This window comes from Maribacter spongiicola (assembly GCF_004364165.1).
GTDB lineage: Bacteria > Bacteroidota > Bacteroidia > Flavobacteriales > Flavobacteriaceae > Maribacter > Maribacter spongiicola.
Genome location: NZ_SOAY01000010.1, coordinates 409458 through 431842, shown reverse-complemented (window position 1 = coordinate 431842; position 22385 = coordinate 409458). Strand labels below are relative to the sequence as shown.

At 33.1% G+C, this 22385-nt stretch carries 20 protein-coding genes; 16 read left to right on the top strand and 4 right to left on the bottom strand.

Annotation, left to right across the window (positions count from 1 at the left end):
- Positions 1 to 54 precede the first annotated feature (54 nt).
- The 4 genes from CLV90_RS02540 to CLV90_RS02525 all read right to left on the bottom strand — a co-directional run bounded on the left by CLV90_RS02540 (position 55) and on the right by CLV90_RS02525 (position 7190).
- On the bottom strand, positions 55 to 3657 hold the full coding sequence (locus CLV90_RS02540) for an ABC transporter permease/M1 family aminopeptidase (RefSeq protein WP_133685949.1): 3603 nt from the start codon (positions 3655 to 3657) through the stop codon (positions 55 to 57).
- Position 3658: 1 nt separating this feature from the next.
- Entirely contained in the window at positions 3659 to 4534 is an 876-nt protein-coding gene (locus CLV90_RS02535) for an ABC transporter ATP-binding protein (protein ID WP_133685948.1), read from the bottom strand.
- Positions 4535 to 4845: 311 nt separating this feature from the next.
- Positions 4846 to 5235 (bottom strand): ankyrin repeat domain-containing protein, encoded by a 390-nt coding sequence (locus CLV90_RS02530; protein WP_133685947.1) that lies wholly within the window; start codon positions 5233 to 5235, stop codon positions 4846 to 4848.
- A gap of 278 nt (positions 5236 to 5513) precedes the next feature.
- Complete coding sequence (locus CLV90_RS02525) at positions 5514 to 7190, bottom strand: helix-turn-helix domain-containing protein (RefSeq protein ID WP_166638521.1); 1677 nt, start codon at positions 7188 to 7190, stop codon at positions 5514 to 5516.
- A gap of 432 nt (positions 7191 to 7622) precedes the next feature.
- Here CLV90_RS02525 and CLV90_RS19165 point away from each other — a divergent pair, with 432 nt between their 5' ends.
- The 16 genes from CLV90_RS19165 (at position 7623) to CLV90_RS02450 (ending at position 22280) form a co-directional block, all read left to right on the top strand.
- Positions 7623 to 7772 (top strand): hypothetical protein, encoded by a 150-nt coding sequence (locus tag CLV90_RS19165; RefSeq protein ID WP_166638520.1) that lies wholly within the window; start codon positions 7623 to 7625, stop codon positions 7770 to 7772.
- Between the two features lie 22 nt (positions 7773 to 7794).
- Positions 7795 to 8784 (top strand): porphobilinogen synthase, encoded by a 990-nt coding sequence (gene hemB / locus CLV90_RS02520; protein ID WP_133685945.1) that lies wholly within the window; start codon positions 7795 to 7797, stop codon positions 8782 to 8784.
- A gap of 21 nt (positions 8785 to 8805) precedes the next feature.
- Positions 8806 to 10149 (top strand): serine hydrolase domain-containing protein, encoded by a 1344-nt coding sequence (locus tag CLV90_RS02515; protein ID WP_133685944.1) that lies wholly within the window; start codon positions 8806 to 8808, stop codon positions 10147 to 10149.
- Between the two features lie 37 nt (positions 10150 to 10186).
- Positions 10187 to 11311, top strand: coding sequence for a CNNM domain-containing protein (locus tag CLV90_RS02510; RefSeq protein WP_133685943.1), 1125 nt, complete (start codon positions 10187 to 10189; stop codon positions 11309 to 11311).
- 15 nt (positions 11312 to 11326) lie between these two features.
- The gene (locus CLV90_RS02505; RefSeq protein ID WP_133685942.1) at positions 11327 to 11806 is read left to right on the top strand and encodes a methylated-DNA--[protein]-cysteine S-methyltransferase; all 480 of its coding nucleotides are present in this window, start codon (positions 11327 to 11329) and stop codon (positions 11804 to 11806) included.
- Between the two features lie 311 nt (positions 11807 to 12117).
- Positions 12118 to 13116 (top strand): hypothetical protein, encoded by a 999-nt coding sequence (locus tag CLV90_RS02500; RefSeq protein WP_133685941.1) that lies wholly within the window; start codon positions 12118 to 12120, stop codon positions 13114 to 13116.
- Between the two features lie 462 nt (positions 13117 to 13578).
- On the top strand, positions 13579 to 14496 hold the full coding sequence (locus CLV90_RS02495; protein WP_133685940.1) for a HamA C-terminal domain-containing protein: 918 nt from the start codon (positions 13579 to 13581) through the stop codon (positions 14494 to 14496).
- A 3-nt stretch (positions 14497 to 14499) separates the two neighbouring features.
- Positions 14500 to 16626, top strand: a complete 2127-nt coding sequence (locus tag CLV90_RS02490; RefSeq protein WP_133685939.1) for a DEAD/DEAH box helicase — start codon at positions 14500 to 14502, stop codon at positions 16624 to 16626.
- A gap of 88 nt (positions 16627 to 16714) precedes the next feature.
- Positions 16715 to 16894: a hypothetical protein gene (locus CLV90_RS02485; protein WP_133685938.1), complete on the top strand. Its 180-nt coding sequence runs from the start codon at positions 16715 to 16717 to the stop codon at positions 16892 to 16894.
- 384 nt (positions 16895 to 17278) lie between these two features.
- Complete coding sequence (locus CLV90_RS02480) at positions 17279 to 17740, top strand: mobile mystery protein A (RefSeq protein WP_133685937.1); 462 nt, start codon at positions 17279 to 17281, stop codon at positions 17738 to 17740.
- Positions 17731 to 18342 (top strand): mobile mystery protein B, encoded by a 612-nt coding sequence (locus tag CLV90_RS02475; protein WP_133685936.1) that lies wholly within the window; start codon positions 17731 to 17733, stop codon positions 18340 to 18342. Before CLV90_RS02480 ends, CLV90_RS02475 begins: the two co-directional genes overlap by 10 nt.
- Before the next feature lie 73 nt (positions 18343 to 18415).
- The gene (locus CLV90_RS02470) at positions 18416 to 19000 is read left to right on the top strand and encodes a hypothetical protein (protein ID WP_133685935.1); all 585 of its coding nucleotides are present in this window, start codon (positions 18416 to 18418) and stop codon (positions 18998 to 19000) included.
- A 477-nt stretch (positions 19001 to 19477) separates the two neighbouring features.
- The gene (locus tag CLV90_RS02465; protein ID WP_133685934.1) at positions 19478 to 20095 is read left to right on the top strand and encodes a hypothetical protein; all 618 of its coding nucleotides are present in this window, start codon (positions 19478 to 19480) and stop codon (positions 20093 to 20095) included.
- Between the two features lie 80 nt (positions 20096 to 20175).
- A complete protein-coding gene (locus CLV90_RS02460; RefSeq protein ID WP_133685933.1) occupies positions 20176 to 21018 on the top strand; it encodes a hypothetical protein in 843 nt (280 codons plus the stop codon).
- 258 nt (positions 21019 to 21276) lie between these two features.
- Entirely contained in the window at positions 21277 to 21594 is a 318-nt protein-coding gene (locus tag CLV90_RS02455; RefSeq protein ID WP_133685932.1) for a hypothetical protein, read from the top strand.
- Positions 21595 to 21875: 281 nt separating this feature from the next.
- Positions 21876 to 22280, top strand: coding sequence for a glycosyl-4,4'-diaponeurosporenoate acyltransferase CrtO family protein (locus CLV90_RS02450; RefSeq protein WP_243835248.1), 405 nt, complete (start codon positions 21876 to 21878; stop codon positions 22278 to 22280).
- Positions 22281 to 22385 lie beyond the last annotated feature (105 nt).

The window sequence follows — 22385 nt, the reverse complement described above, 5'->3', positions numbered from 1 at the left end:
AAACCTGTCCGCTTTATGACAATTGCCATTAACGAACAGGTATAATATAAAAAATTACTCTTCTACCGTTTCTAGATTATCATCAGAATTACGATCGATCAACTTGTTATATGGATCAATACCCGCTTTTAAAGGTTTTTCGTCAGTGATGATAGTAAATGTATTATCACCTGCAGAAAGCCACTTTAATTCAAAGTAAAACGGGTTCTTAATAGTTACCCCATCGTCACCAGTAATATCTTCGCCAAAGAGTCCAATATCTACTAGGTTCTTCTTATCATCAATCAGTTTTTCTTTACCGGTATCATCATAATAAATCTTCTTAGAATTGACTGTGAATGTGGTTTCCCATTTGCCATTATCTAGCTTTTTGGTTTTAGCATCCATCACACGATTTTCATAAAGAACAATCTCTTTAAAACCATCATCAACCTTATATTTCAAAGAATCTGGAGTAACATTATAAATAGCTTTGTAAAAATCTTCAGAAGTAGCATATACTCCTTTTTCAAAATACTTGTATTCATTCAAAAATGTTTTCAATCCTGCATTTATAACATCTTCACCGATAACATCTTGCAAATCATACATAATCATGGATCCTTTTTGATACCAAATATGCTGACCGGTTTCAACATCCATTAACGAACGTTCTGGTTTAAAACTGAATGATCTTCTAGATAAGTAGGTATCTAAAGAAGGCTTTAAAAATCCTTTGATTCCATTTTCACCATATTCGTGCTTTAAAGCCATTAATGATACATATTCTGCCAAAGTTTCCGAAACAATATTTGCTCCTCTTGTTTTACTTGGCGTAACGACATGAGCCCACCATTGGTGAGCAACTTCATGTGCTGTTACTCTAAAAGCATAATTAAAGTCTTGTTCGTTAGAAAAATCTGCTACGAAGCCAAAATCTTCTGAATACGGAATTGTAGTAGCAAAAGATTGTGCAAATGTCGTGTGCGCCGGAAACTCAATTATTCTGATTACAGAATATGGATACTCATAAAAGTTCTTAGAATTATAATCTAACGATACTTTAACACCTTTAATAAAAGAAGCTAAATTTCTCTTATGTTTCGGTGAATGATACACTTCTATAGTCACTTTCTTTCCACTCGGTGCAGTCCAAACATCCTTTTCAATATCGTAGGATGCAGATACAAAATTGAAAAAGTAATCAGATTTATCTTCCATTTTATAATTAAAATAGCTTCTATCATCTTTATCCCATTTTTTAACCAAAACCCCTGGTGCGACAGCTGTTTGCCCTTTTGAAGTACTAATAGTTGCTTCAAAATCCATATAATTACTATCCTCATTAAATAAATTCTTTTTTAAAGCAATGCTATCTGTTCTTGGCGGATAAAGAAAGTCTAATTTCTCCAACCCATATTTCTCACGAGCACCATTTTCTGTCAAAGCAATATCATAATGAAAGCTTGGAAAAATACCATCATTAAAGAAAGAACCATTATTTAATACTGCAGTTTCCATACCCATAGAAAACCCATGTGTTCTTGCCTTAGTTTCAATAACAAGATTAGCGGTGTCTTTTGGCTGCAAAGGTTTTGGTAGTTTGTAAATAAACAAACGATACAATGAGTCGCTTAAAAACGGATTTAACTCCTGGTCATTGTAAACCACCTTGGTAATCTTGCTATCATATGTAGGAAACTTTATTTCCATTAGCACTGTATCAATTGGTTGATCTGAAGGATTAACAACTGTAAACAATCCTTTTGCATCTACACCACGTGTATCTGTAAAAATATTTATTTCAGCTTTTAAATCAATTACTTGAATATGGGGCTTATCAATATACTTGCCATAAGCCTTTTCAGCATCAGCAGAAAGCTTTTCACTAAAATCACTGTCTTCCATATGGTTCAGCACTTTTATATTATAAAAGCTGTAGGCACCTACAGAAATAAAAGCAAATAAAAAGAATAAGGTATAGGCAACAGTTTTACCCTTAAACCTATTCTTAGCCAATTTTAAACGCTCTTTTGCCGAAGAATAAAAACCTCTACTCCAAAATATTTTACCAATAGCAGCCAATGTGCACGTAAAAAGAATCCAATACAAGTTCAACCAAAACTTACCGGTTAAATAATGTCCGAATCCATTTAAATCACTTATAAAACCGGGGGTAGTCTCTCCAAAAGCTAAAAGTGGGTTATTGGTTTTTAAGACTAAACTCACTAAAAGTGGTAAACCTACATATATGATAATTACAATAAAGTGACCTAGAAATTTATTATTTACCAACACATGAATAAAAAAGGCCAGAAGTAAAGTAGCCACATAAGAAGGAAAAAGAGACGTGAAATTATAAGTAAGGTACATCCCCAATTCATAATCAAAATAACCATTACCTGTTTGATATAGAATACCAACTAGTATATTAATTAAGGTTAGTAACACGGAAACCCCGATTAATGAAATTATTTTTGAAAGATATAATGTAGAATTACTTACCGGTAACGCATCATAAAATTCAAAAGTCTTATTACTTCGTGTACGATGTACCGCTTCACCAGAATAAATTATTAGAATAATTATGGAAAATAAAGCTATCCCTCCAGAAATATAAGAAACCATATACCTTGTAAGCGGTAATGATGGTGTACCATTATACTGATTAGATTGATAGGTAATAAAACCAGCTACTATAACCCCTAAAACAATTAGCACAAGAAATACAGGTTCTTTAACGATAGACAAGAATTCTATTTTACTTAAAGACCATAAATTTTGTCGTTGTGCCTTTTTACTGAATTCTTGAACAACACTAATTGTTTCTGAAGATGCTATGATATCATTGTCTTCTTTTACATTCTTCTTTTTCTTAGAGGATAAAAATCCTTTATACGAAAATTTAAAAAGCGTGAAGACAAATAATAATATCCCCAAAGTCAACCATAACAAACGATTAAGCATAAACTTACCGGCTAATGCCAGTTGAGTAGTATTTAACTCGTCTACAGACCAGTACTTTGTTAAAAAACTATAAGCAGATTGCCCAAAAGGGTCAACATAAATACTAAGCCATTCGGTATCTAGGCTAGATAGTAATTGCCCCGATATCGTTGTACCGATAAATATTAAAATACCTCCTAAATATAAGATGGGCATTCTTTTAAAAAATGTCATCAGGCAGAAGAAAAGACTGCCTATGAAAAAGGAATTAAAAACTAATAGATATAAAAATGGAAAAAAGTAAGACCAAAAGTTAAAATCGGTATAGGTACCATAATCAGGTCTATCTAACAAAGCGCCAAGGACATACCCAAACATGGCACCAAACATAGCACCAATGTTCATTATGGTGACTATAGCGAAGCTACCCAAAAAACGACCCAATATGTAGTTCTTTTCAGAAACAGGAAAAGTAAAATAAGTCTGTGCAGTTTTATGTTCTTCATCTCTATACACGGGTACACCCATAATAGCAGCATAAAAGAACAAGGCAATTATACTTAACACCGCCAAAAGACCTGCTATATTATTCGGACTATTCGTGAATTCTGCAGTTACAGATTCATCAAATACTGCAAGTAAGCAAGGTATTAGAAACATGATAAATATGTAGATATAAGTGACCGGTCGTCGAAGCCTATATTTTAGCTCAAATAAGAATATTTCTTTCATATTAAACAGTTTGAGGTTGGTTAATACTATAGAAATAAAAGTCTTCTAAGTTATTGGCAACTTTCTCAAATCCTTCACCAGGCACACCTTCCGCGAAAACATTTACATAGAGGTTACCACTACGTAAATAAGTGGATAACACGTTATATTTTGATTGGTACAGTTCTGTTTCATCTTTGGCAATACTTTTACGGTATACTTTGCCATTCAATGTGTTAGACAACTCTAACGGATGCCCCTGAACCACAACACTACCTTCATTAAAAACTGCCATGTTGGTGCATAAATTAATAACATCATCTACAATATGTGTTGATAGTATTACTACGGCATCTTCACCAAGCTCACTTAATAGATTATGAAAACGATTACGTTCTAAAGGATCAAGACCAGCAGTTGGCTCATCTACAATAATTAGTTTAGGGTTGCCGATCAATGCCTGCGCTATACCAAAACGTTGTCTCATACCACCTGAGTAATCACCCAAGTTTCGTTTACGAAATTTGTACAAATTTACCTTATTCAATAAATCGGCTACATATGCTTTACGATCTGTTTTACTTTGTATCCCTTTTATTTTTGCAATATGATTTAGCATCATTTCTGCAGATACTTTTGGGTAAACTCCAAAATCTTGTGGTAAATACCCTAAAACCTTTCTAAGTTCATCGGGCTCGGTAAAAACGTTAATATCATTGAATTCAATATCACCGCTATCTGCCTGTTGTAATGTGGCAATAGTTCTCATTAAAGAGGATTTGCCTGCCCCATTTGGACCAAGTAAGCCGAACATACCGGTACCAATTTCTAGATTAACATTGTTTAAGGCTTTTGTACCATTTGGGTACGTTTTATTCAAATTTGTAATCGAAAGCATATTCTTTAAGGTTTGATGGTTAGCATTCAGTTTATTTATAAGTATTCAAAATTTTAGAAAAGTTACATTTTTTGTAGTTTCTTCCGCAAACAAAGTGTAATTAATAACTTACAAGCAAGTAAAAGCATTCCATATTTATAAAAACCAGGAAGCCAAAATAAATACAACAACTTAGCTATTAGATAATTAAAAAATATAAACATAGCGCTAGCTTAAAATGTGAGGTTTTATGGAAAGTTTTTCTTATTAGTTAGAGCTATTCAGATAATTTATTGATCTGAATAGCTCTATTAGATGACTTGTTTAGAAGTTTACAAGCTGTTTAAATACCCAACTACTTCTGTTGCTCCAGAGACTTTAGCATAATCTAAGGCTGTTGCACCAATTTTAGATTCTTTTGAGGTACTTGCACCCTCTGCTACTAGTATTTTTACAATATCTAATTGGTTGTATCGAGCGGCATACATTAAAGCTGTCATTTTAGCTCCGGTTTTAGATTCTTGCTCAATATCTACGCCGTAGGCGATAAAATTTTTGACAACCGCTACATCATCTTCAACAATGGCCAATACCATTGGCGATACATTGGTAATACTTGTTCTGTTAATTTTTGCGATTCTATTTCCAGAATCTGTATTGGCACTTACGGTGCTGAATACTGAACTAACTAAAATTGCGAATGCGATAACTGATTTTCTCATGATTTAAATTTTAAAGGTTAAAATGTTTGTTTTACTGAATTCAAAAATGCCCGAACTGCTATTAAATTGTCAGCTAAATACGATCGTAAAATTTTAAAAGCTGAACGGATATCTTTTCGTAAAGAAAGGGCTGTTTCTCACTTTAAAACAAGTCATGCCGCCCTAAATTTATAAAAATAGGGTGCTTGAACAGTTTATGATTATTTGATTATCAGTTATTTATTTTAAATGAAGCGGTAAAACATGAATTTCTATCAACCCTGTTTGAAAAGTGGCATTTAACCCTTTTTATTGATATTTTTTATAAAAGTAGAAGGTGACAAACCGGTGCTCTGCTTAAAGTATTTGGAGAATGAATCGGCACTTTTGTATCCTATTTCTTCTGCTATAGCTTTTACCGAATATGAACGTAATTGCTTATTTGTTTTCAACTCATTAATGATATAATCAATTCTTATATCATTCACAAAAGCAGAAAATGTAGTATCCAAATTATTGTTAATGATCGTAGAAAGGTAAGAAGTATTGGTTTTTAATTTCTTTGCTGTATTATGCAAGGTTGTCTTTTGTTTTAGAAAAAAGCCTTGTTCTTCTAGTTCTTTAATTTGATGAATTAATGCCTCGACCTTTTCATCTTTTATTTCAGTAGTATTCGTGCATGGTTCAAGTGAAGTTTTAAGCGGTGTTTTGTTCTCTGTTCTTTGCATTAATGCATCAAACTTTTTCTTTTCCCTTTTTTGTTTCCATAGCACAAAACCTATGAAGCACATAACTATTGCCCCCAAGGCAATCCATAGGTAATTTAATGTACTCTTATAATCGTTGGCTGCATTGGCGTTCTCTATTTGAATACGCTGCTTGTCAATATCGTAAAGATTATCTAGCGTATTAAATTTAAACGAATTATAGGTTTCTAACGCTTGGTAATATTTTTGCTCATATTCTTTTCTTAAATCATCTTCGCCCTTCTTTTTATAAATATCTATATATAATTTATAGAAGTCTGGAGAAATATATTTTTGTTCCTTTAAAAACATTGGTCGACTCTTAATCAAATTTAAATTGTTCAATGCGCTATCTACTTCGCCCAAGGCTATATGGGCTTTACTTTTATTGATAATCGTCGGAGAGTCATAATCTTTGAGCCTGGCAAAATACCAATTATTAAAAGCTCTATACTTATCAATAGCCTTAGAGTAATCTCTTTCATTAAAACTTATATTAGCTTCATTTTTTATAAGAAAATAATGTTCCGCAGAAGTTTCAGGATAATCTTTAATAGTTTGTTTGTAAAAGTCTCTGTAATAATATGTGGAGTCTTTAATTCCCAGTTCATTATATAAATTTGACATATCTAAAAACTGATTATAGTACACTGGATCCCATCTTTTTTTTAAAAAATCTCCCTTTGTTTTTACAATCTTGAGTTTTATGTCTAGTGCATCTCGGTACTTGCCAATTATCTCATAAAACCATGCCATTTCAATTTCAGATAGAATAGCCAAATACTCATAATTACTATCATTAATTAATTGAGCTAAAGATTTAAATAGTTCAAAAGATTTATCGTATTCATAATTCTGTCCATATGCACTAGCCAAATAATAATTAGAAAGTACTGTTTCATAAGCAAAACCATTTTCTTTAGCCATATTATGTGAGATATGGCAGTTTATGATAGCTTCATCATATAAACCTTCAGCAATTTGAAAATCAATTAAAACAAGATATATAGCTACTTGCTCTTTTACATTATAGGTATCAATATTCTTATGTATTTTATATATGCCCGATAATGTTTGCTCACTTGTCTCATAAATTTCACTATAGAATTTTTGAAGATTAGTTAATAAACTATCTGATATACCCTCTAAATCTTGTTCAGTTTGTGCTTTCCCTAAAAAACAAAAGAGCATTAAAAAAATGGAGATGAACTTTAAGTTCTTTCTTAACATAAGATATTTACAGCTTTGGAAACTCATTTAACTATCCTTATTCAATTTTTAAATGTTTTTAGAAGCACCTTATACTCAAATAAGAATTCGGCTACAAATTATAGCTTTAATTTGAAAACAACGCCTTTTAACAAGCTTCTCTTATTTACACAAAAGAACTTAATATAATTTTCTAATGAGCGCCGAAATCTGAGACAACTTATTTCTCCTTTACCTTCTAATGGAGAAAGCAAGTGAAAGAACCCATATATACTTTCATTAGGCATTAAGTATCTTTTAACCGTTGCCCCATAAAAATAAGTACTAACCACTGTAGCTATTATTCAAATTCACGTATTTTTGTACAACTACAAGATACATATGCTTTGACGACGTAACGTCTACACTTTACAGCGGAAAAGCACTAAAGCGTTTGCATAAAAATATTCAGTTATGGCAAAAAAGGGCAAGGCTAAAAATACGGTGAACAAAGCAAAGCATGCCAAGCTAATGGATAGGAAGAAGAACAAATTAAAAAAAGAAGCGGCTCTGAGAAAAGAACGTTTAAAAAGCATTATCAAAAAAAGTCAGGAATCTGAATAAATATTGAAATAAAATTAGCATTATGTACCCACTTATTAGAAATAGAAGACTTAGAAGTTCAGAAGCCATACGTAGTTTGGTGAGGGAAACCATTATTACACCAAGCGATTTTTTAGTTCCGCTTTTTGTAGTGGAGGGTAAAGGCATTAAAGAAGAAATACCTTCTATGCCCAATTATTACCGTCTAAGTCTAGATAATCTTGAAAAAGAAGTGAAAGAACTTTGGCGTATGGGTCTATGCTCGGTTCTTTTATTTGTTAAAGTGCCAGACAACTTAAAGGATAATATCGGTTCTGAGGCATTGAATGAAAACGGATTAATGCAATTGGCGATTAAAACGGTTAAAAATGCTTGCCCGGAAATGTTGGTGATGACAGATGTTGCCCTTGACCCTTATTCTTCTTATGGGCATGATGGCATTGTTGCTGACGGACAAATTCTGAATGATGAAAGTGTAGAAGTTCTGGCAGAAATGAGCGTTTCTCATGCCAAAGCCGGTGCCGATTTTGTTGCACCAAGTGATATGATGGACGGGCGTATTCTCAGCATTCGCGAAGCTCTAGAAGATGAAGGCTATACCAATACCGGTATTATGGCATACAGCGCTAAATATGCAAGCGCACTTTATGGACCATTTAGAGATGCACTTGATTCTGCCCCTGTTGACATTAAAAACGTACCTAAGGATAAAAAAACCTATCAAATGGATTCTGCCAATAGGTCTGAAGCTATTAAAGAAACATTAATGGATATTGAAGAAGGCGCAGATATCGTTATGGTAAAACCAGGATTGTGCTACCTTGATATTGTTCGTGATATTAAGAATGAAGTCGATGTGCCCGTTGCCGTTTACCAAGTTTCTGGCGAGTACGCAATGATAAAAGCTGCTGCCGAAAAAGGATGGCTAGACCATGATGCCGTAATGATGGAGCAGTTATTGGCAATCAAAAGAGCAGGAGCCAATATTATTGCAAGCTACTTTGCAAAAGATGCCGTAAAATTAATGGGTTAAAAGCAGGATTGAATTCAGTGAATGAATAAATTATTTTTTATACTATTTGGTTTATTAAGTGGTATTCTTGCTTCGCAAGAACGGGCGACCAAAACTTTACTGCTTCCGGTTGGTTCTAGTTTGCAGGCATCTTCATTGGCTGCTTATGAGCTGGATTCTACTTTTGTATATCGTAAAGTAGATAGTATTGTAACAACTGGTATAAAAAATAATGCATTCCCAGGTGCTCAGGTATTAATCGCAAAAGAAGGGAATATCATTTTTCATGAAGCATACGGATTTCACACCTATGATAGCATTCAAAATGTTGCCCTAAATGACATTTATGACCTGGCATCGGTAACCAAAATTTTAGGTCCGCTGCCTGCTATTATGAAATTAGTCGATGAAGAAAAGCTAGATTTAGATGTTCCGTTCAGTACGTATTGGAAACCTTGGCGAAGTCAGAAAGATAAAGCAACTATTACGCTTCGCGAGATATTGACGCATCAAGCCGGTCTAGAACCTTACATTGTATTTCTCAGCAAAACTTTAAAAAATAACGGTCGGTTTAAAAAGAGATTCATCCGCAGTAAACCAAATAACAGATTTAGTAACGAAGCTTTTGAAGGTATCTATGTTAAAAATAGATTTAACCGAAAAATGTACCGCATTATAAATCGTTCTGAAGTATCCGCAGAGAAAAAATACAAATATTCGGGACTCACATTTCTCATTTTTCCGGAGCTGATTACTCAAATAACCGGTGTTCCGTATGCAGAATATATGGAAAAAGAATTTTACAAACCACTTGGTATGAAAACCTTCGGTTTTCTGCCGAGCACCAAAAAATTCCCTAACAAAATTGTTCCTACAGAAGTCGATACTATTTACAGACATACGCTAACCCAAGGTTGGGTGCATGACGAAAATGCTTCTTTATTAGGTGGCATTTCTGGTAACGCAGGTTTGTTCGGTACTGCAGATGATTTGGCGATCATCATGCAAATGTTCATGCAAAATGGGCTTTATGCCGGCAAACAATACATCGCTAAAAATACTATTAAAGAATTTACTAAAGTTCAATATCCCGATAACGATAATAGAAGAGGTTTAGGTTTTGACAAACCCTATTTAAAGAACAACACCTTTAAAATTGCCGATGCCTACCCTGCTCCAGAAGTTGGTGCATCAAGTTTTGGTCATAGTGGTTTTACGGGCACATTTCTTTGGGCAGATCCAGAGCATCAAATGGTGTATATTTTTCTATCGAATAGAGTGTATCCTACGAGAGAAAATCGCAATATTTACGAGCTGAATATCCGCTCATCCATCCAACAAATATTTTATCAGGCATTTGATAATGTAAAAGAGCACAAACCTTAGCATTATTATTAATATCTTCGATTTATAAAACAACCCCATGGGACTACTACTTTTTTACGCGTTCATTTCTATTTTCTTCTCCTTTCTGTGTTCTATACTAGAAGCAGTACTGTTGAGTATTACCCCTACTTTCATCAATGTAAAATTGAAAGAAGGCCATGCGTATGCAAAAACATTAGAAGCACTTAAAAAAGATGTCGATCAACCTTTAATTGCCATTTTAACTATCAATACCATTGCCCACACGGTTGGTGCAATTTTGGTAGGTGTGCAAGCAAAAGTTGCCTATGCCGAATTATACGGTAGCGAAACCAAATCATTTTTAGGCATAACCTTTACAGAAGATTTAATGGTTGGTGTGGTTTCTACCATTATGACCATTCTTATTTTGGTAGCGTCAGAGATTATACCAAAAACTATTGGTGCTACGTACTGGAAACAATTGGCTAATTTCTCTACCAAGGCTTTGAACATTATGGTTTTGGGCTTAAAATATACGGGCTTGTTATGGTTGCTACGTTTGTTTACCAAAATGGTAGGCGGTGGCAAACACCATGGTAGCGTATTAAGTCGCGAAGATTTTCATGCTATGACCGATATGGCACATGAAGAAGGTGTTTTTGAGAAGTCTGAATCTACCATCATTAAAAACTTGTTGAAGTTCGATGAAGTATTGGTGAAAGATATTATGACGCCAAGAGCGGTTATGAAAGTAGCGTCTGACGAGAAAACGATAGCCGATTTCTTTGCTGACAACCCTAAATTGCGTTTTTCTAGAATACCTGTGTATACTGATAATATGGATAATGTTACCGGTTTTGTTTTAAAGGATAATGTGCTAGAAGAAATGATCAACCAGAACGGAGATATTCCGTTGAAAGATATAAAACGTGAAATTCTAGTAACACGTAGAAGTACGCCGATCCCAACCTTATTCGAAATATTCATTGAAAAACGTGAGGCAATTGCCCTTGTAGTTGACGAATATGGTTCTGTAAGTGGTATTGTAACGATGGAAGATGTTATTGAGACCCTTCTTGGGCTCGAAATTATGGATGAGAGCGACAATGTTGCCGATTTACAGAGTCTTGCTCGTAAAAACTGGGAAAAACGCGCTCAGGCAACGGGAGTAATCGAAAAGCCTACGTCACCAGACGAATAATTATTATGTAATACTATGGAGGAGGATATAGCATATATAAGTACGCCATTAGGGGTTGCTAAAATTATTGGTGATGTTGATGGTCTTACCGCTATAACCGTATTGAATTCTGATGAGCCACTTACCGATGTTATACCGGAATCTTTAGAAGATGCCGTTTATCAATTGAATGAATATTTTGAAGGGATAAGAACCGAGTTCAATTTAAAACTAAACCCACATGGAACCGACTTTCAGAAGAAGGTTTGGGTAGAATTACAAAACATACCCTACGGAAAATCTAGATCCTATTTAGAGCTTGCAAAGTTATTGGGCGATCCCAATGCAACTAGAGCAGCCGCTTCTGCAAATGCCCGAAATCCGTTATGGATCGTAGTGCCTTGCCATAGAGTTATTGGTACCGATGGTTCACTTACTGGTTACGCTGGCGGGTTGCACAGAAAACAATGGTTATTGAACCATGAAAGCCCCGTAAAACAGCAAAGTTTGTTCTAAAACAGCTCGTTTATTTCACCAAAAAACAAACTACTTGGTTTGTTAACTGCTCAAAACAACCCCTCAACTTCTTACACCTTGTATTTTATCGATAAAATTGCGATTGCTGTCGTTACTTTCCAGAACTCTCAACTCTTTTTACAAGTAAAAAACAGACTGGTTGGTTCCATTATTTATTTTACAAGAATTAATAATGAACTACGATTTGATTCTATAACATTATGATTATGTAAAATTTCATCTTTTGGGAATAAAATTTCAGCCTGTTCATAAGAATTTTTGTATTTTAAAATCCTAAAAATCAACCGTCCATGAAATATCTTCTAGTTTTTTATTTAATTGCTAATTTAGTTTTTATTCAAACGACGGAAGCTCAAAGAGGAACACAAAGAAATCAATCAAGTGCCATTTCCCAATTCCATCCAGTTTCTCAATCTAAATTAGAAAAAACCATAAATAAATTAGGAATTGAATTGGGGCTAACATTAGACCAAGCTAAAAAGTTAATAGAAAAAGATGGTGGCGAAGTAGTTTGGTTAGGTAGTCCAGACCCTAATTTTACAAGAACAAAAAAAGAACTTCAACGTGGAATTAGCTCTTATTTTAGATATGCTGCGCACTCTACAAAAGGTAAACAAAAAAGCACTACTTCTCTTCAAACTAAACCCTATTCAAATGAAGATATTGTAATATTTATAGATGTCTATCCAATTTCAAAAGAAGATTTTAAAGACCCTAATAATCTTATAATTCAGCGTTTAGAAACTGCCGTCACTTTTCAGCCAACTTATCACCAAATGACTCGATTTAATATAAAACCTGTTCAAATATCATATAATGATTTTAATGAAATAATGGAAAAACAAGGTCACTCACTCTTACAGGTAGGTCCATCACTTGTTTACAAAAAAGGAGGGATAAGCATAGATGCTGGGGATATGACAGCTTCTCGTTCAACATGGAAAAATAATACCTCTAAGCAATCACCCTGCAGTAAATTAAGTAGTATGTCCAATAAATTTGCTGAAACTACTGCAGATATGTTAAGTGGAATGAAAGAATCTGGCCCAGATGGCTATGCGGTAATCAATTATGAACCAATGAGTGTATATGTGGATAAATATCAAGGCGAAGGAACTTTTGAAGGTTTGAAAGATTGTGGTAGTGTAACCGTTTTAGAAATTACTCAGATTGCAAATCCTGAAAATATTGATAAACCGTTATTAAATATGGTCAGTTTTAATTATCAAAGCGCTGACATTCTAGCTGATGCATTTGAAAGCTTTTATAATACTCTCTATATTGATTAAATAATTCTTTGTTTTCCAAAAAAAAGTGGTTATTGAACCATGAAAGCCCCGTGAAACAGCAAAGTTTGTTCTAAAACTGCCTATTTATTTGACCAAAAAACAAACTGCTTGGTTTGTTCAATGCTTAAAACATCCATTTAACTCCGTACACCTTGTATTTAATCGATACAATTGCGATTGATGTCGTTACTTTCCAGAACTCTCAACTCTTTTTCTAAGTAAAAAACAGACTAGTTGGTTGGTTCGCTGTTTATAGTCATTTCTTACGTAGTCTTAAATAATTTATAGTGATTATGGTTTACCGTAATGGAATCTGAGATGTTAATTGTAGGTTTATTCTTTAGTGGTATATTAGCTAGGTACCCTTTAATCGCCAAAACAGGAAGTTAACGTACCCTGGTAGGTTTACATGCACGTTATGCCTCACCAAAAACAAACCTTGTAGCCACATAAATAAAGAGAATGGATTTTGAAATACTTATAAATAACACTTTCACAGATATTAATACTGACGCTACTTTAAATCCAATTGCAAATAAGAGTGTGATAAGTATGATAAATAATTTTGAAGCAGCAGAATGGAGGTACAATCATTTTCAGAATTTCATTTGGGACAATATTGCTGAAACCTCATTATCACACAGAGAAAGAGAAAGTCTTGTTAATAATCATCATTCATTATTGACCTATGCAGCAAAAAACTTAAGACTTTCTGACAAATCAGGTGACATAAGTAAAGGAAGTGAAATTGCGGAAATTGTTCTATATGCTATAATGAAGCATCATTTCAAAGCGTTACCAGTTGTTCCAAAAATATTTTACAAGCAAAATGCACAAGACAATGCTAAAGGAGCTGATAGCGTTCATATAATTATCGAAAACGATACAGATTTTTCAATATGGTTTGGTGAAGCCAAATTTTATAACAGTATTGAGGATGCAAGAATTCCTGAAATAATTACATCTGTAGCAAATTCATTATTAACTGGAAAACTAAAAAAAGAAAACAGCATTATTACGAATCTACCAGATATTGATTCCTTAATTGGTGATGAGACATTAAGAAATTCGATTAAATCAGCACTATCCCCAAGAGAATCTATCGATTTGATAAAACCAAAATTACATATTCCAATATTACTATTACACGAATGTGAAATAACAAAAAATCAAAGTGCAATTTCTGATGAATATAAAAATGAATTGATTGATTACCATAAAAACAGAGCTGAATCATTTTTTAAAAAGCAATTGAATAAAATTGGAGGTATACCACACTATTCGCAAATCAAGTTCCATTTGATTTTATTTCCTGTCCCACTCAAAAAAACCATTGTAGATAAGTTTGTTTCAATGGCTGACTTTTATAAAAATTCTTAAGCAATGGAAATATTTGATACTTGCCATATAATTAATGAATACTTAATTGGAAATAAAGATGTTCAAGCAAGAAATGAATTGATTAAACTTTTGGATTACCACGAAAGAAACGAAATTGTATATTCTCCATTAGTTAACCATTTAATTCGCGAAACAGGTTTATATCCTTATCTCAAAGCAGACACTGCCAATTGGGAAGATAGATTTGTATATGAAATATTCAAAGTTGATATAGGGGGTAAACAAGCTACATTACATAGAGAACAGTCATCATTATTAAAACGATTAGTTAATGGAGAAAACATTGCTGTAAGTGCTCCGACAAGCTTTGGGAAAAGCTTCGTTATTGATGCCTTTATTTCCATCAAAAATCCAGATAATGTAGTAATAATTGTGCCTACAATAGCTTTAACAGACGAAACACGTAGACGTTTGTACAAGAAATTCGCACATAGTTACAAAATTATTACAACCACTGAAGTTGAGCTTGCTGATAGAAACATTTTCATTTTTCCGCAAGAAAGGGCAATGAACTACGTGAATAAAATCGACAGTATAGATATATTAATAATTGATGAATTCTATAAAGCAAGTTCTTTTTACGATAAATCAAGGTCTCCATCTCTGTTAAAAGCAATTATTAAATTAGGGGTTAAATCAAAACAAAAATATTTTCTAGCTCCTAACATAACTTCGATCGGCGATAATATATTCACTCAAGATATGATTTTTGAGGATAAATTAGGATTTAGTACAGTTTATCTTGAACGATTTGAACCATACAAAGAAATTGAAGGAGACAAAATTGAAAAAGAACTTCAAAAAGGTGAAATACTCCTAAAAATTCTTGACGAAACTAAAACCAAATCACTTATTTATGCAGCGTCATATCCGCAAATCGACAAAGTTTCAAATCTCTTAAATGAAAACCTCCCAATTTCCGACAAACCCTTATTAATAGAATTTGCTAATTGGCTCACTAAAAATTATGGAGCTAATTGGAAATTAACCAATTTAGTTAAAAGGGGTGTTGGTATTCATAACGGACAATTGCACCGTTCTATAAGTCAAATTCAAGTAAAACTATTTGAGGAACAAGAAGGATTAAGCAATATTATTTCTACTTCATCAATAATAGAAGGTGTAAATACATCTGCTGAAAACGTTATAATTTGGCGAAATCGTAAAAGTGGAGGCAACAGTCTTTTAGACAGTTTTACCTATAAAAATATTATCGGTAGAGGTGGTAGAATGTTTAAGTATTTTATTGGTAAAATTTACTTGCTCGAACCACCACCACAAGAGGGAACAACACAACTTGATATTCCTTTTCCAGACACAATTTTAGGAGACTTAGACGAAAACATTTACAGTTCAAGTTTAGATAATGAGCAAATCGCCAAAATCGTAACTTTTAAAAACGAAATGTACGATATCCTTGGAAAGGCAACGTACGATAGACTTTTAAAAGAAAATATATTCCAATCTAATAATTCAGAGTTTATTAAGGAGACAGCAAGACAAATGAAATCCAATCCAGAAGATTGGAATGGACTTTCGTATCTAAATTCTAATGAACCTGAATCTTGGGGCAGACTACTATGGAAAATAATTAGTTTGCAACCAGGTGAATGGGGTGATGGACCTTATGGTATTCAACACAAAAAGTTTGTAGAGTTTGTTAAAGTATTAGTTGAGAATTGGGGAAGTACAATTCCTGAACTTTTAGATGAACTGGACGAGTTTGATATTGACATTGAGCAATTTTTCAAGTTGGAAAGAACAGCTGCATTTAATCTATCTTCCTTGATAAGTGATATAAACATCCTTCAAAAAGAAATAATTGATAACGGTACTGATGTTGCTCCTTTTGTTTCTAGGGTTTCTCACGCTTTCTTACCATCAGTTGTTTATCAACTTGAAGAATATGGTATGCCACGAATGATTTCAAGAAAACTACATCAGAAAAGTGTAATAAACTTCTTAGACGATAATTTGAATATTCATAACACCATTGAAATCTTTCATAAAATTGGTAAGGAAGAAATTAAGTCTTTTGAATATTTTGACAGTTTTGATAAATACATAATAGACTATTTTTATGATGGAATTACAATAAACAACGAGTGAAAAACGTAAAAGGTTAAGGCATAACAAATAACTAAGGTAAAAAACAAACAAATTCTTCTTTTGCCTAAACTTATAGCATACCAACTAAATGAAAAACCTCCTAATCCTATTAACCATTCTACCCTTTCTAGCCTTTTCGCAAGAAACTAACGACTGTGATGAAAAAACGATGCCTACTGGGCAAATTATATTAATAGCAGAATTGAAGGAGAAAACCCCAGGTAAGAACATTTTCCCTGCCTGCCGGCAGGCAGGTTTCGCTCAATAACTGCCGTATCTACATAATCATCCTTTTGGTTCTCTTGGGGCGTTACAATAATGCGATGTACTGAGCCTGCCGAAGTGTGCTTGCATACCCAGATGAATATGCCTTCGTATACGGTTCCTGCTTGGTTTATCCTGAGCATAGCCGAAGGGTCAGTACCGAGTTTTGTAGTCTCGCTTTCTTCAGATGTAACTTCTCAGTTACCACCCTTGCGACTTACTAATGCTTCCAGATGTTAACCCAGCGCATAAGGGACTTGCACCATTAAGTAAACATTTAAGTTGACTTTTTTTATAATTTGTAAACATTTAAGTTGACTTTTTTATAATTTTGTAAACATAAACATTTACATTATTGGTGTTTTGTAGACTTAATTATTTACAAAAAATGAGAAATAAGCGAAAACTTTTAATCGAACAATTGGACCAAAAGCTACAACCATTCTCTGAAAGCAGAAAAGTCCTGGTCCCAGAACGTGGATGGATAAATACTATTAGAACTGCCCTAAATATGACCATGGCCCAACTTGGTACCAAACTAAATATTACAAGACAAGGCGTAAAAAGAATTGAGGATAGTGAGGCCAATGGCACGATAACACTTAATTCCTTAAAAGATGTCGCCAAGGCTCTGGATTTAAAATTGGTATATGCACTGATCCCAAAAAATGAGACCATAGACGATTTAATACAGAAAAAAGCAGATAAACTGGCCCAAAAAATAGTAATACGGGCCAATCAAAATATGAAATTAGAGGATCAAGGAATTGGAGATGACAAGATAGCCAAAACTATAAAGGAACTTGCTAGTGAAATTAAACGAGAAATGAGAAAGTCATTATGGGATTAGAATTCGTTTACAAAGATGGACAAACACCTTTAGAAGAAGAAGAAGAAGAAGAAGAAGAAAAGGATGGTCATAAAATAAAATTGATTACAACTCAAGGAGAGTTAGATGAATTTGAGCAACTGAACATAGAAAAAGCTGTCGAATGGACTATTCGCACAAATTTGAAACCTGAAAATATTTTGACAGAAAAGTTTATTAAAGACTTACATAAAAAAATGTATGCTGATGTATGGAAATGGGCTGGTGAATTTAGAAGAACTGAAAAAAACATCGGAATTCCATGGACAAAAATTAGGCTTGAATTAAAAAATTTACTGGACGACACCGAATATTGGACGGAAAACAAAACCTTTTCACCAGAAGAAATAGCAATTAGATTCAAACATCGAATAGTATCTATTCATTGTTTCCCAAATGGAAATGGAAGACATTCAAGAATGATGGCGGACATAATTATGGAATCAATATTTAGAAATGAAATATTTTCGTGGCATCAGTCTAATATGGTAAAAGCTAACGAAATTAGAAAAGAGTATATTAATGCATTGCAAGAAGCTGACAATGGAAATGTTAAACCATTAATTGAATTTGCAAAAAATTGAAGCCAACAAAGAACTGAGGTATAAACAAACAAATTCTTCTTCAGCCAACAAAATACTTTATCTTTCTAATCAAATGAAAAACCTCCTACTCCTACTAACCATTCTACCCTTTCTAGCATTTTCGCAAATAGCTGAAATACCAAAAATTGACTTTAAATTGAATGCAGAAGAAGTAAACAAGTATGTTGAATTATTTGGCTTGAATGATGCAGACGCATTGGTGGTTCGCCTAGCCTACTCTAGACTGCCACATATAGAACCAGAATCATATTATATCGTTTACTTCAACAACGGTAAGGTAAGGCGCTACGAAATTAATGAGTCCGCCCAATCAATGGCTTCCCCTAAAATAAAGAGGATACGTCTTAAGAAAAAAAAGTATTCAGAGTATTGGGCGTTTTTGAATCTCTGTACTACCGAAGGAAAATTTGATATAGATCAAAATCAATTAGCGACCTTAGGAGAAAAAGCGAACTCATGGAGAAATGCCATAAGTGGTGGACAAACCTATACTTTCGGTTTATACCAAGGCGAAAATTATACAAAATATAAGAGCTTTTTACCATCAATGTTCACGGATGAAGAATATCCGGGATATGAAGATAAACGTAAGTTAATCTATGTAATGGAAGGCTTTAGAATCCTCTCTGAAGACTAATGCATGTTTGTTCCTTTTTAAAACTATGAAGTTATCTAATTCGTTGCATAAAACTGCTCTGCAAACAGTGTTCATTAAACCATGAGAGCCCGTCTAAACAGCAAAGTTTGTTCTAAAACAGCTACTTTTTCAACTAAAAAACAAACCACTTGGTTTGTTAAGTGCTCAAAACACCCATTTACCCTAACACTCCTTGCATTTTGTCGATACAATTGCGATTGCCGACGCTATTCTCAGTGATTTACTGCGTATTTCATCAGTAAAAAAAGACTAGTTGGTTGGTTTGTTGTTTTCAACCATTTCTATTGAATTAGATTTTTATGATTGTGATTTTCCTGCGGAAAGCGATACTTAATTGTAGGTTTATTCTTTAGTGGTATATTAGTGATTCGATCAAATGAACAATTACATATACTTATAGATATTTGGGTATATGTGTAATTGTGCAGAAATACGATTGTTGCATGCCATTAAAAAATGATAGATATAATTTCTAAATACACAAGTTTTCCCTTGGGTTTAATTAAGTCTGACTTGTCGACAATAAAAGAAGACATTCATAGACTCTATGAATTGAATAAAGCAAATGCAGACTGGGAGATCAAATCCGAAAAACTGGACATAGAAATTGTTGCTTCTCCACCCGAGATTCCAGCTGGAGGTGCTCACTTCCCTAAGTTTGTAATTTGGACACCAAATAATCTTGACGGATGGGTTGCTTTCTTTGCTAATTATCAAGACGGACTTCATACTACAAAATGGAATTTGGCAAAGAGATATGATAGATTAGTAATAGATTTAACATTCTCAAATAAGAATTTAGCAGTATATCCTGCCTACTTATTCCAATACTACGGAGGATCAGATATTGAACGTATCATTTATTCAATGAATGATGGTGGACCTTGGAAATTCTATGAAACAGGTCAAGTCCAAGATTTTGAGAACTTAGAGCATTACTCTAAAAGAATTAAAAACAAACGAATGAATAATGACATCATTCTTGAATATCTATCGAAAATTGGTATTTCTATTGACAATAGTTTTTTTCATAGTGAAATGGATGCTATCTATTTTGAAAGAACAAAATGGTAAAACGGGATACAACACGGTATATAGCAAATAGGGCGTTCGGAAGTTTACGAAAGTTCAGTACTATTTAACACCGCAAATCGTTGATTTGGCTTATAAGAATAAATAAATTAAAAATAAAATACAACACTTTGGCTCAGTGCAAACTTGAAAATTTATCGCTTTCTACCGCCCTACTTGCCATCAACAAAACCGTAATAGAACACTTAAGAAAAGCCATGAAATTAATAGAAAAAGACATAGAAGATTGGATTAAACCTTATGCAACTATTGTAGGTGGACAAAAGGAATATGATTTAAAATTGCGTGAACAAAATCCATCTAAATTTTTCCTTCAATTAACCTTGCCAAATAATTTTCAAGAATATGCAATTGCTTTTCACTCATTTTGGATAAATAATAAAATTCCAAACGATAAAATTGTAGTTAGGGAATTGTCTGACGAAGAATTTCCTGAAGATAACTTTTCTCGCGTGACTTGGAAAGATTTTCACGATAGAAAATATCAAGAATTTGATTTGAATAAAGCTATTATGGACAGTATTAAACATACTCATTCTTATGATAAGCAATTTAACAACGAATTGTATCCTGTCGAAGGATTAATGGATAAAGAACATTTAATTAGTTTAGTAGAAGTAGTATTAGAATTATATGGAAATCAAGAAATTGAACTGTTCTATACTTTTCTAGCAACAAAAAACTGGGAAAAGGATTTGATTTACAGTGGTAGAATAAATGAACTTCCGAAAATATTTGAAATAGATAATTTGAGACTAACACCAAGTTTGATTTACCCAAAAGAGAAAAATTGGGTTGTGAATACCGATCTTGACTTAGCATTCACTACAATGGGAGGAGAAACCAAATTTATAACAGAACTAGTGAATAGAAATATTCATGAAATTGTCAAAATAGCACTATAAAAATGTGAGACAATAACATCAATGAGTAATGCGGATTTTAGTTTTAAAGCCAATGGTTTGTTTATATTTATGTGTCCGAAAATCTTTAGGCTTTTGCTCTGATGAAAAAATTAAAGCAAAACAATAAGGTTTAGTTACGTCGGCAGACCTGCCTGCCGGCAGGCAGGCGGAAACGAAAAGTCTCCTTATACTAAATACTAGGACTATCTAAACCGATTGCAACAAGCTAAACAATTTATAATTTATTAATTCATCTTAATGAATACAAACAATTTAAACTCAATTAAAGCATTTAAATATGGGATGCTTGAAATCGGATTATTATTAATTGTAATAGCTCTTATTTTCATTTTAAATCCATCTAAATTTTATGCAGTTTCAATTGTCATTGGTTTTCTTTTATTTATAATTGGCTTTATAAGTATTGTAGGGTGCATCATATCACTTAAAGGGATTAAAGAGCCAAACACCGCTAAAAAAATTATCGGAATTATTATTAATTTCGGAGCCTTAGCACTATTTCTATCATTAATATTCGCTAATATTTATGATCTATATCGAGTGTTAATAATGTAAACTTAAAAAGCTATTTAGTAACTAAGCCTAAAACAAATACAGACTTTACTGACACTACCGAAAGGTCTGTGTGTACCTGCCGGCAGGTTTATTAAGTCACTAATCTCGATAGTTATTGGGAATGGATATAGCTTTAAAACAAGAAAAAGCAAAACAATAAGCTTTAGCTACAATTCGCCAAAATAAAAATGATAATAAAACAGTTAATTTTAGGTTTCACATTTGGAATATCAATGTCGTTTATTTCTTGGATAGTTGGAATGGTACTTAATGGGCTACTTATGAAAACTGAATACTATGAAAAAGTATCGAATCTGAATTTTATAAAAAATAAAGGACTGAATAAAAAAATTGGAATTAAGAACTTTAAATGGGTTGTGAAAAACACTTTTTTCAAGTTTTTCAATCAGAAAATAAAGTTGGAACATAAAAACGCTGATTTAACTGAAATCAGAAGTGAAATGACGCTATCTGAAATTAGTCATTTAATTGGTTTTTTATTTGTTTCAATTGTTGCTTCTTACAAAAGCATAACGACTGGTATATTATTTGGACTGGCAATGATGATACCAAATATTTTAATGAATCTTTATCCTTCATTACTACAACAAGAAAATAAAAGGCGAATTAACAAAATATTAAACAGAAAGATAAAAACTGTAGCTAACAAAGGCATGGGGAAATAAAAAGTTTGGGTTTACAGAAATACCTCATCTTGAATTTTATATGGAGAAACTTAACCCAAATGTATATAACGTAATAAAATAAGTATTATAAAGATTTGTGTTTAA

Coding starts and splice junctions, on each gene's coding strand:
- CLV90_RS02465 (WP_133685934.1), top strand. CDS start 19,478: ATGATAGATATAATTTCTAAATACACAAGTTTTCCCTTGGGTTTAATT.
- CLV90_RS02510 (WP_133685943.1), top strand. CDS start 10,187: ATGGGACTACTACTTTTTTACGCGTTCATTTCTATTTTCTTCTCCTTT.
- CLV90_RS02470 (WP_133685935.1), top strand. CDS start 18,416: ATGAAAAACCTCCTACTCCTACTAACCATTCTACCCTTTCTAGCATTT.
- CLV90_RS02540 (WP_133685949.1), bottom strand. CDS start 3,657: ATGAAAGAAATATTCTTATTTGAGCTAAAATATAGGCTTCGACGACCG.
- hemB (WP_133685945.1), top strand. CDS start 7,795: ATGTACCCACTTATTAGAAATAGAAGACTTAGAAGTTCAGAAGCCATA.
- CLV90_RS02515 (WP_133685944.1), top strand. CDS start 8,806: ATGAATAAATTATTTTTTATACTATTTGGTTTATTAAGTGGTATTCTT.
- CLV90_RS02490 (WP_133685939.1), top strand. CDS start 14,500: ATGGAAATATTTGATACTTGCCATATAATTAATGAATACTTAATTGGA.
- CLV90_RS02480 (WP_133685937.1), top strand. CDS start 17,279: ATGAGAAATAAGCGAAAACTTTTAATCGAACAATTGGACCAAAAGCTA.
- CLV90_RS19165 (WP_166638520.1), top strand. CDS start 7,623: ATGGCAAAAAAGGGCAAGGCTAAAAATACGGTGAACAAAGCAAAGCAT.
- CLV90_RS02535 (WP_133685948.1), bottom strand. CDS start 4,534: ATGCTTTCGATTACAAATTTGAATAAAACGTACCCAAATGGTACAAAA.
- CLV90_RS02525 (WP_166638521.1), bottom strand. CDS start 7,190: ATGTTAAGAAAGAACTTAAAGTTCATCTCCATTTTTTTAATGCTCTTT.
- CLV90_RS02455 (WP_133685932.1), top strand. CDS start 21,277: ATGAATACAAACAATTTAAACTCAATTAAAGCATTTAAATATGGGATG.
- CLV90_RS02505 (WP_133685942.1), top strand. CDS start 11,327: ATGGAGGAGGATATAGCATATATAAGTACGCCATTAGGGGTTGCTAAA.
- CLV90_RS02495 (WP_133685940.1), top strand. CDS start 13,579: ATGGATTTTGAAATACTTATAAATAACACTTTCACAGATATTAATACT.
- CLV90_RS02485 (WP_133685938.1), top strand. CDS start 16,715: ATGAAAAACCTCCTAATCCTATTAACCATTCTACCCTTTCTAGCCTTT.
- CLV90_RS02450 (WP_243835248.1), top strand. CDS start 21,876: ATGAAAACTGAATACTATGAAAAAGTATCGAATCTGAATTTTATAAAA.
- CLV90_RS02530 (WP_133685947.1), bottom strand. CDS start 5,235: ATGAGAAAATCAGTTATCGCATTCGCAATTTTAGTTAGTTCAGTATTC.
- CLV90_RS02500 (WP_133685941.1), top strand. CDS start 12,118: ATGAAATATCTTCTAGTTTTTTATTTAATTGCTAATTTAGTTTTTATT.
- CLV90_RS02475 (WP_133685936.1), top strand. CDS start 17,731: ATGGGATTAGAATTCGTTTACAAAGATGGACAAACACCTTTAGAAGAA.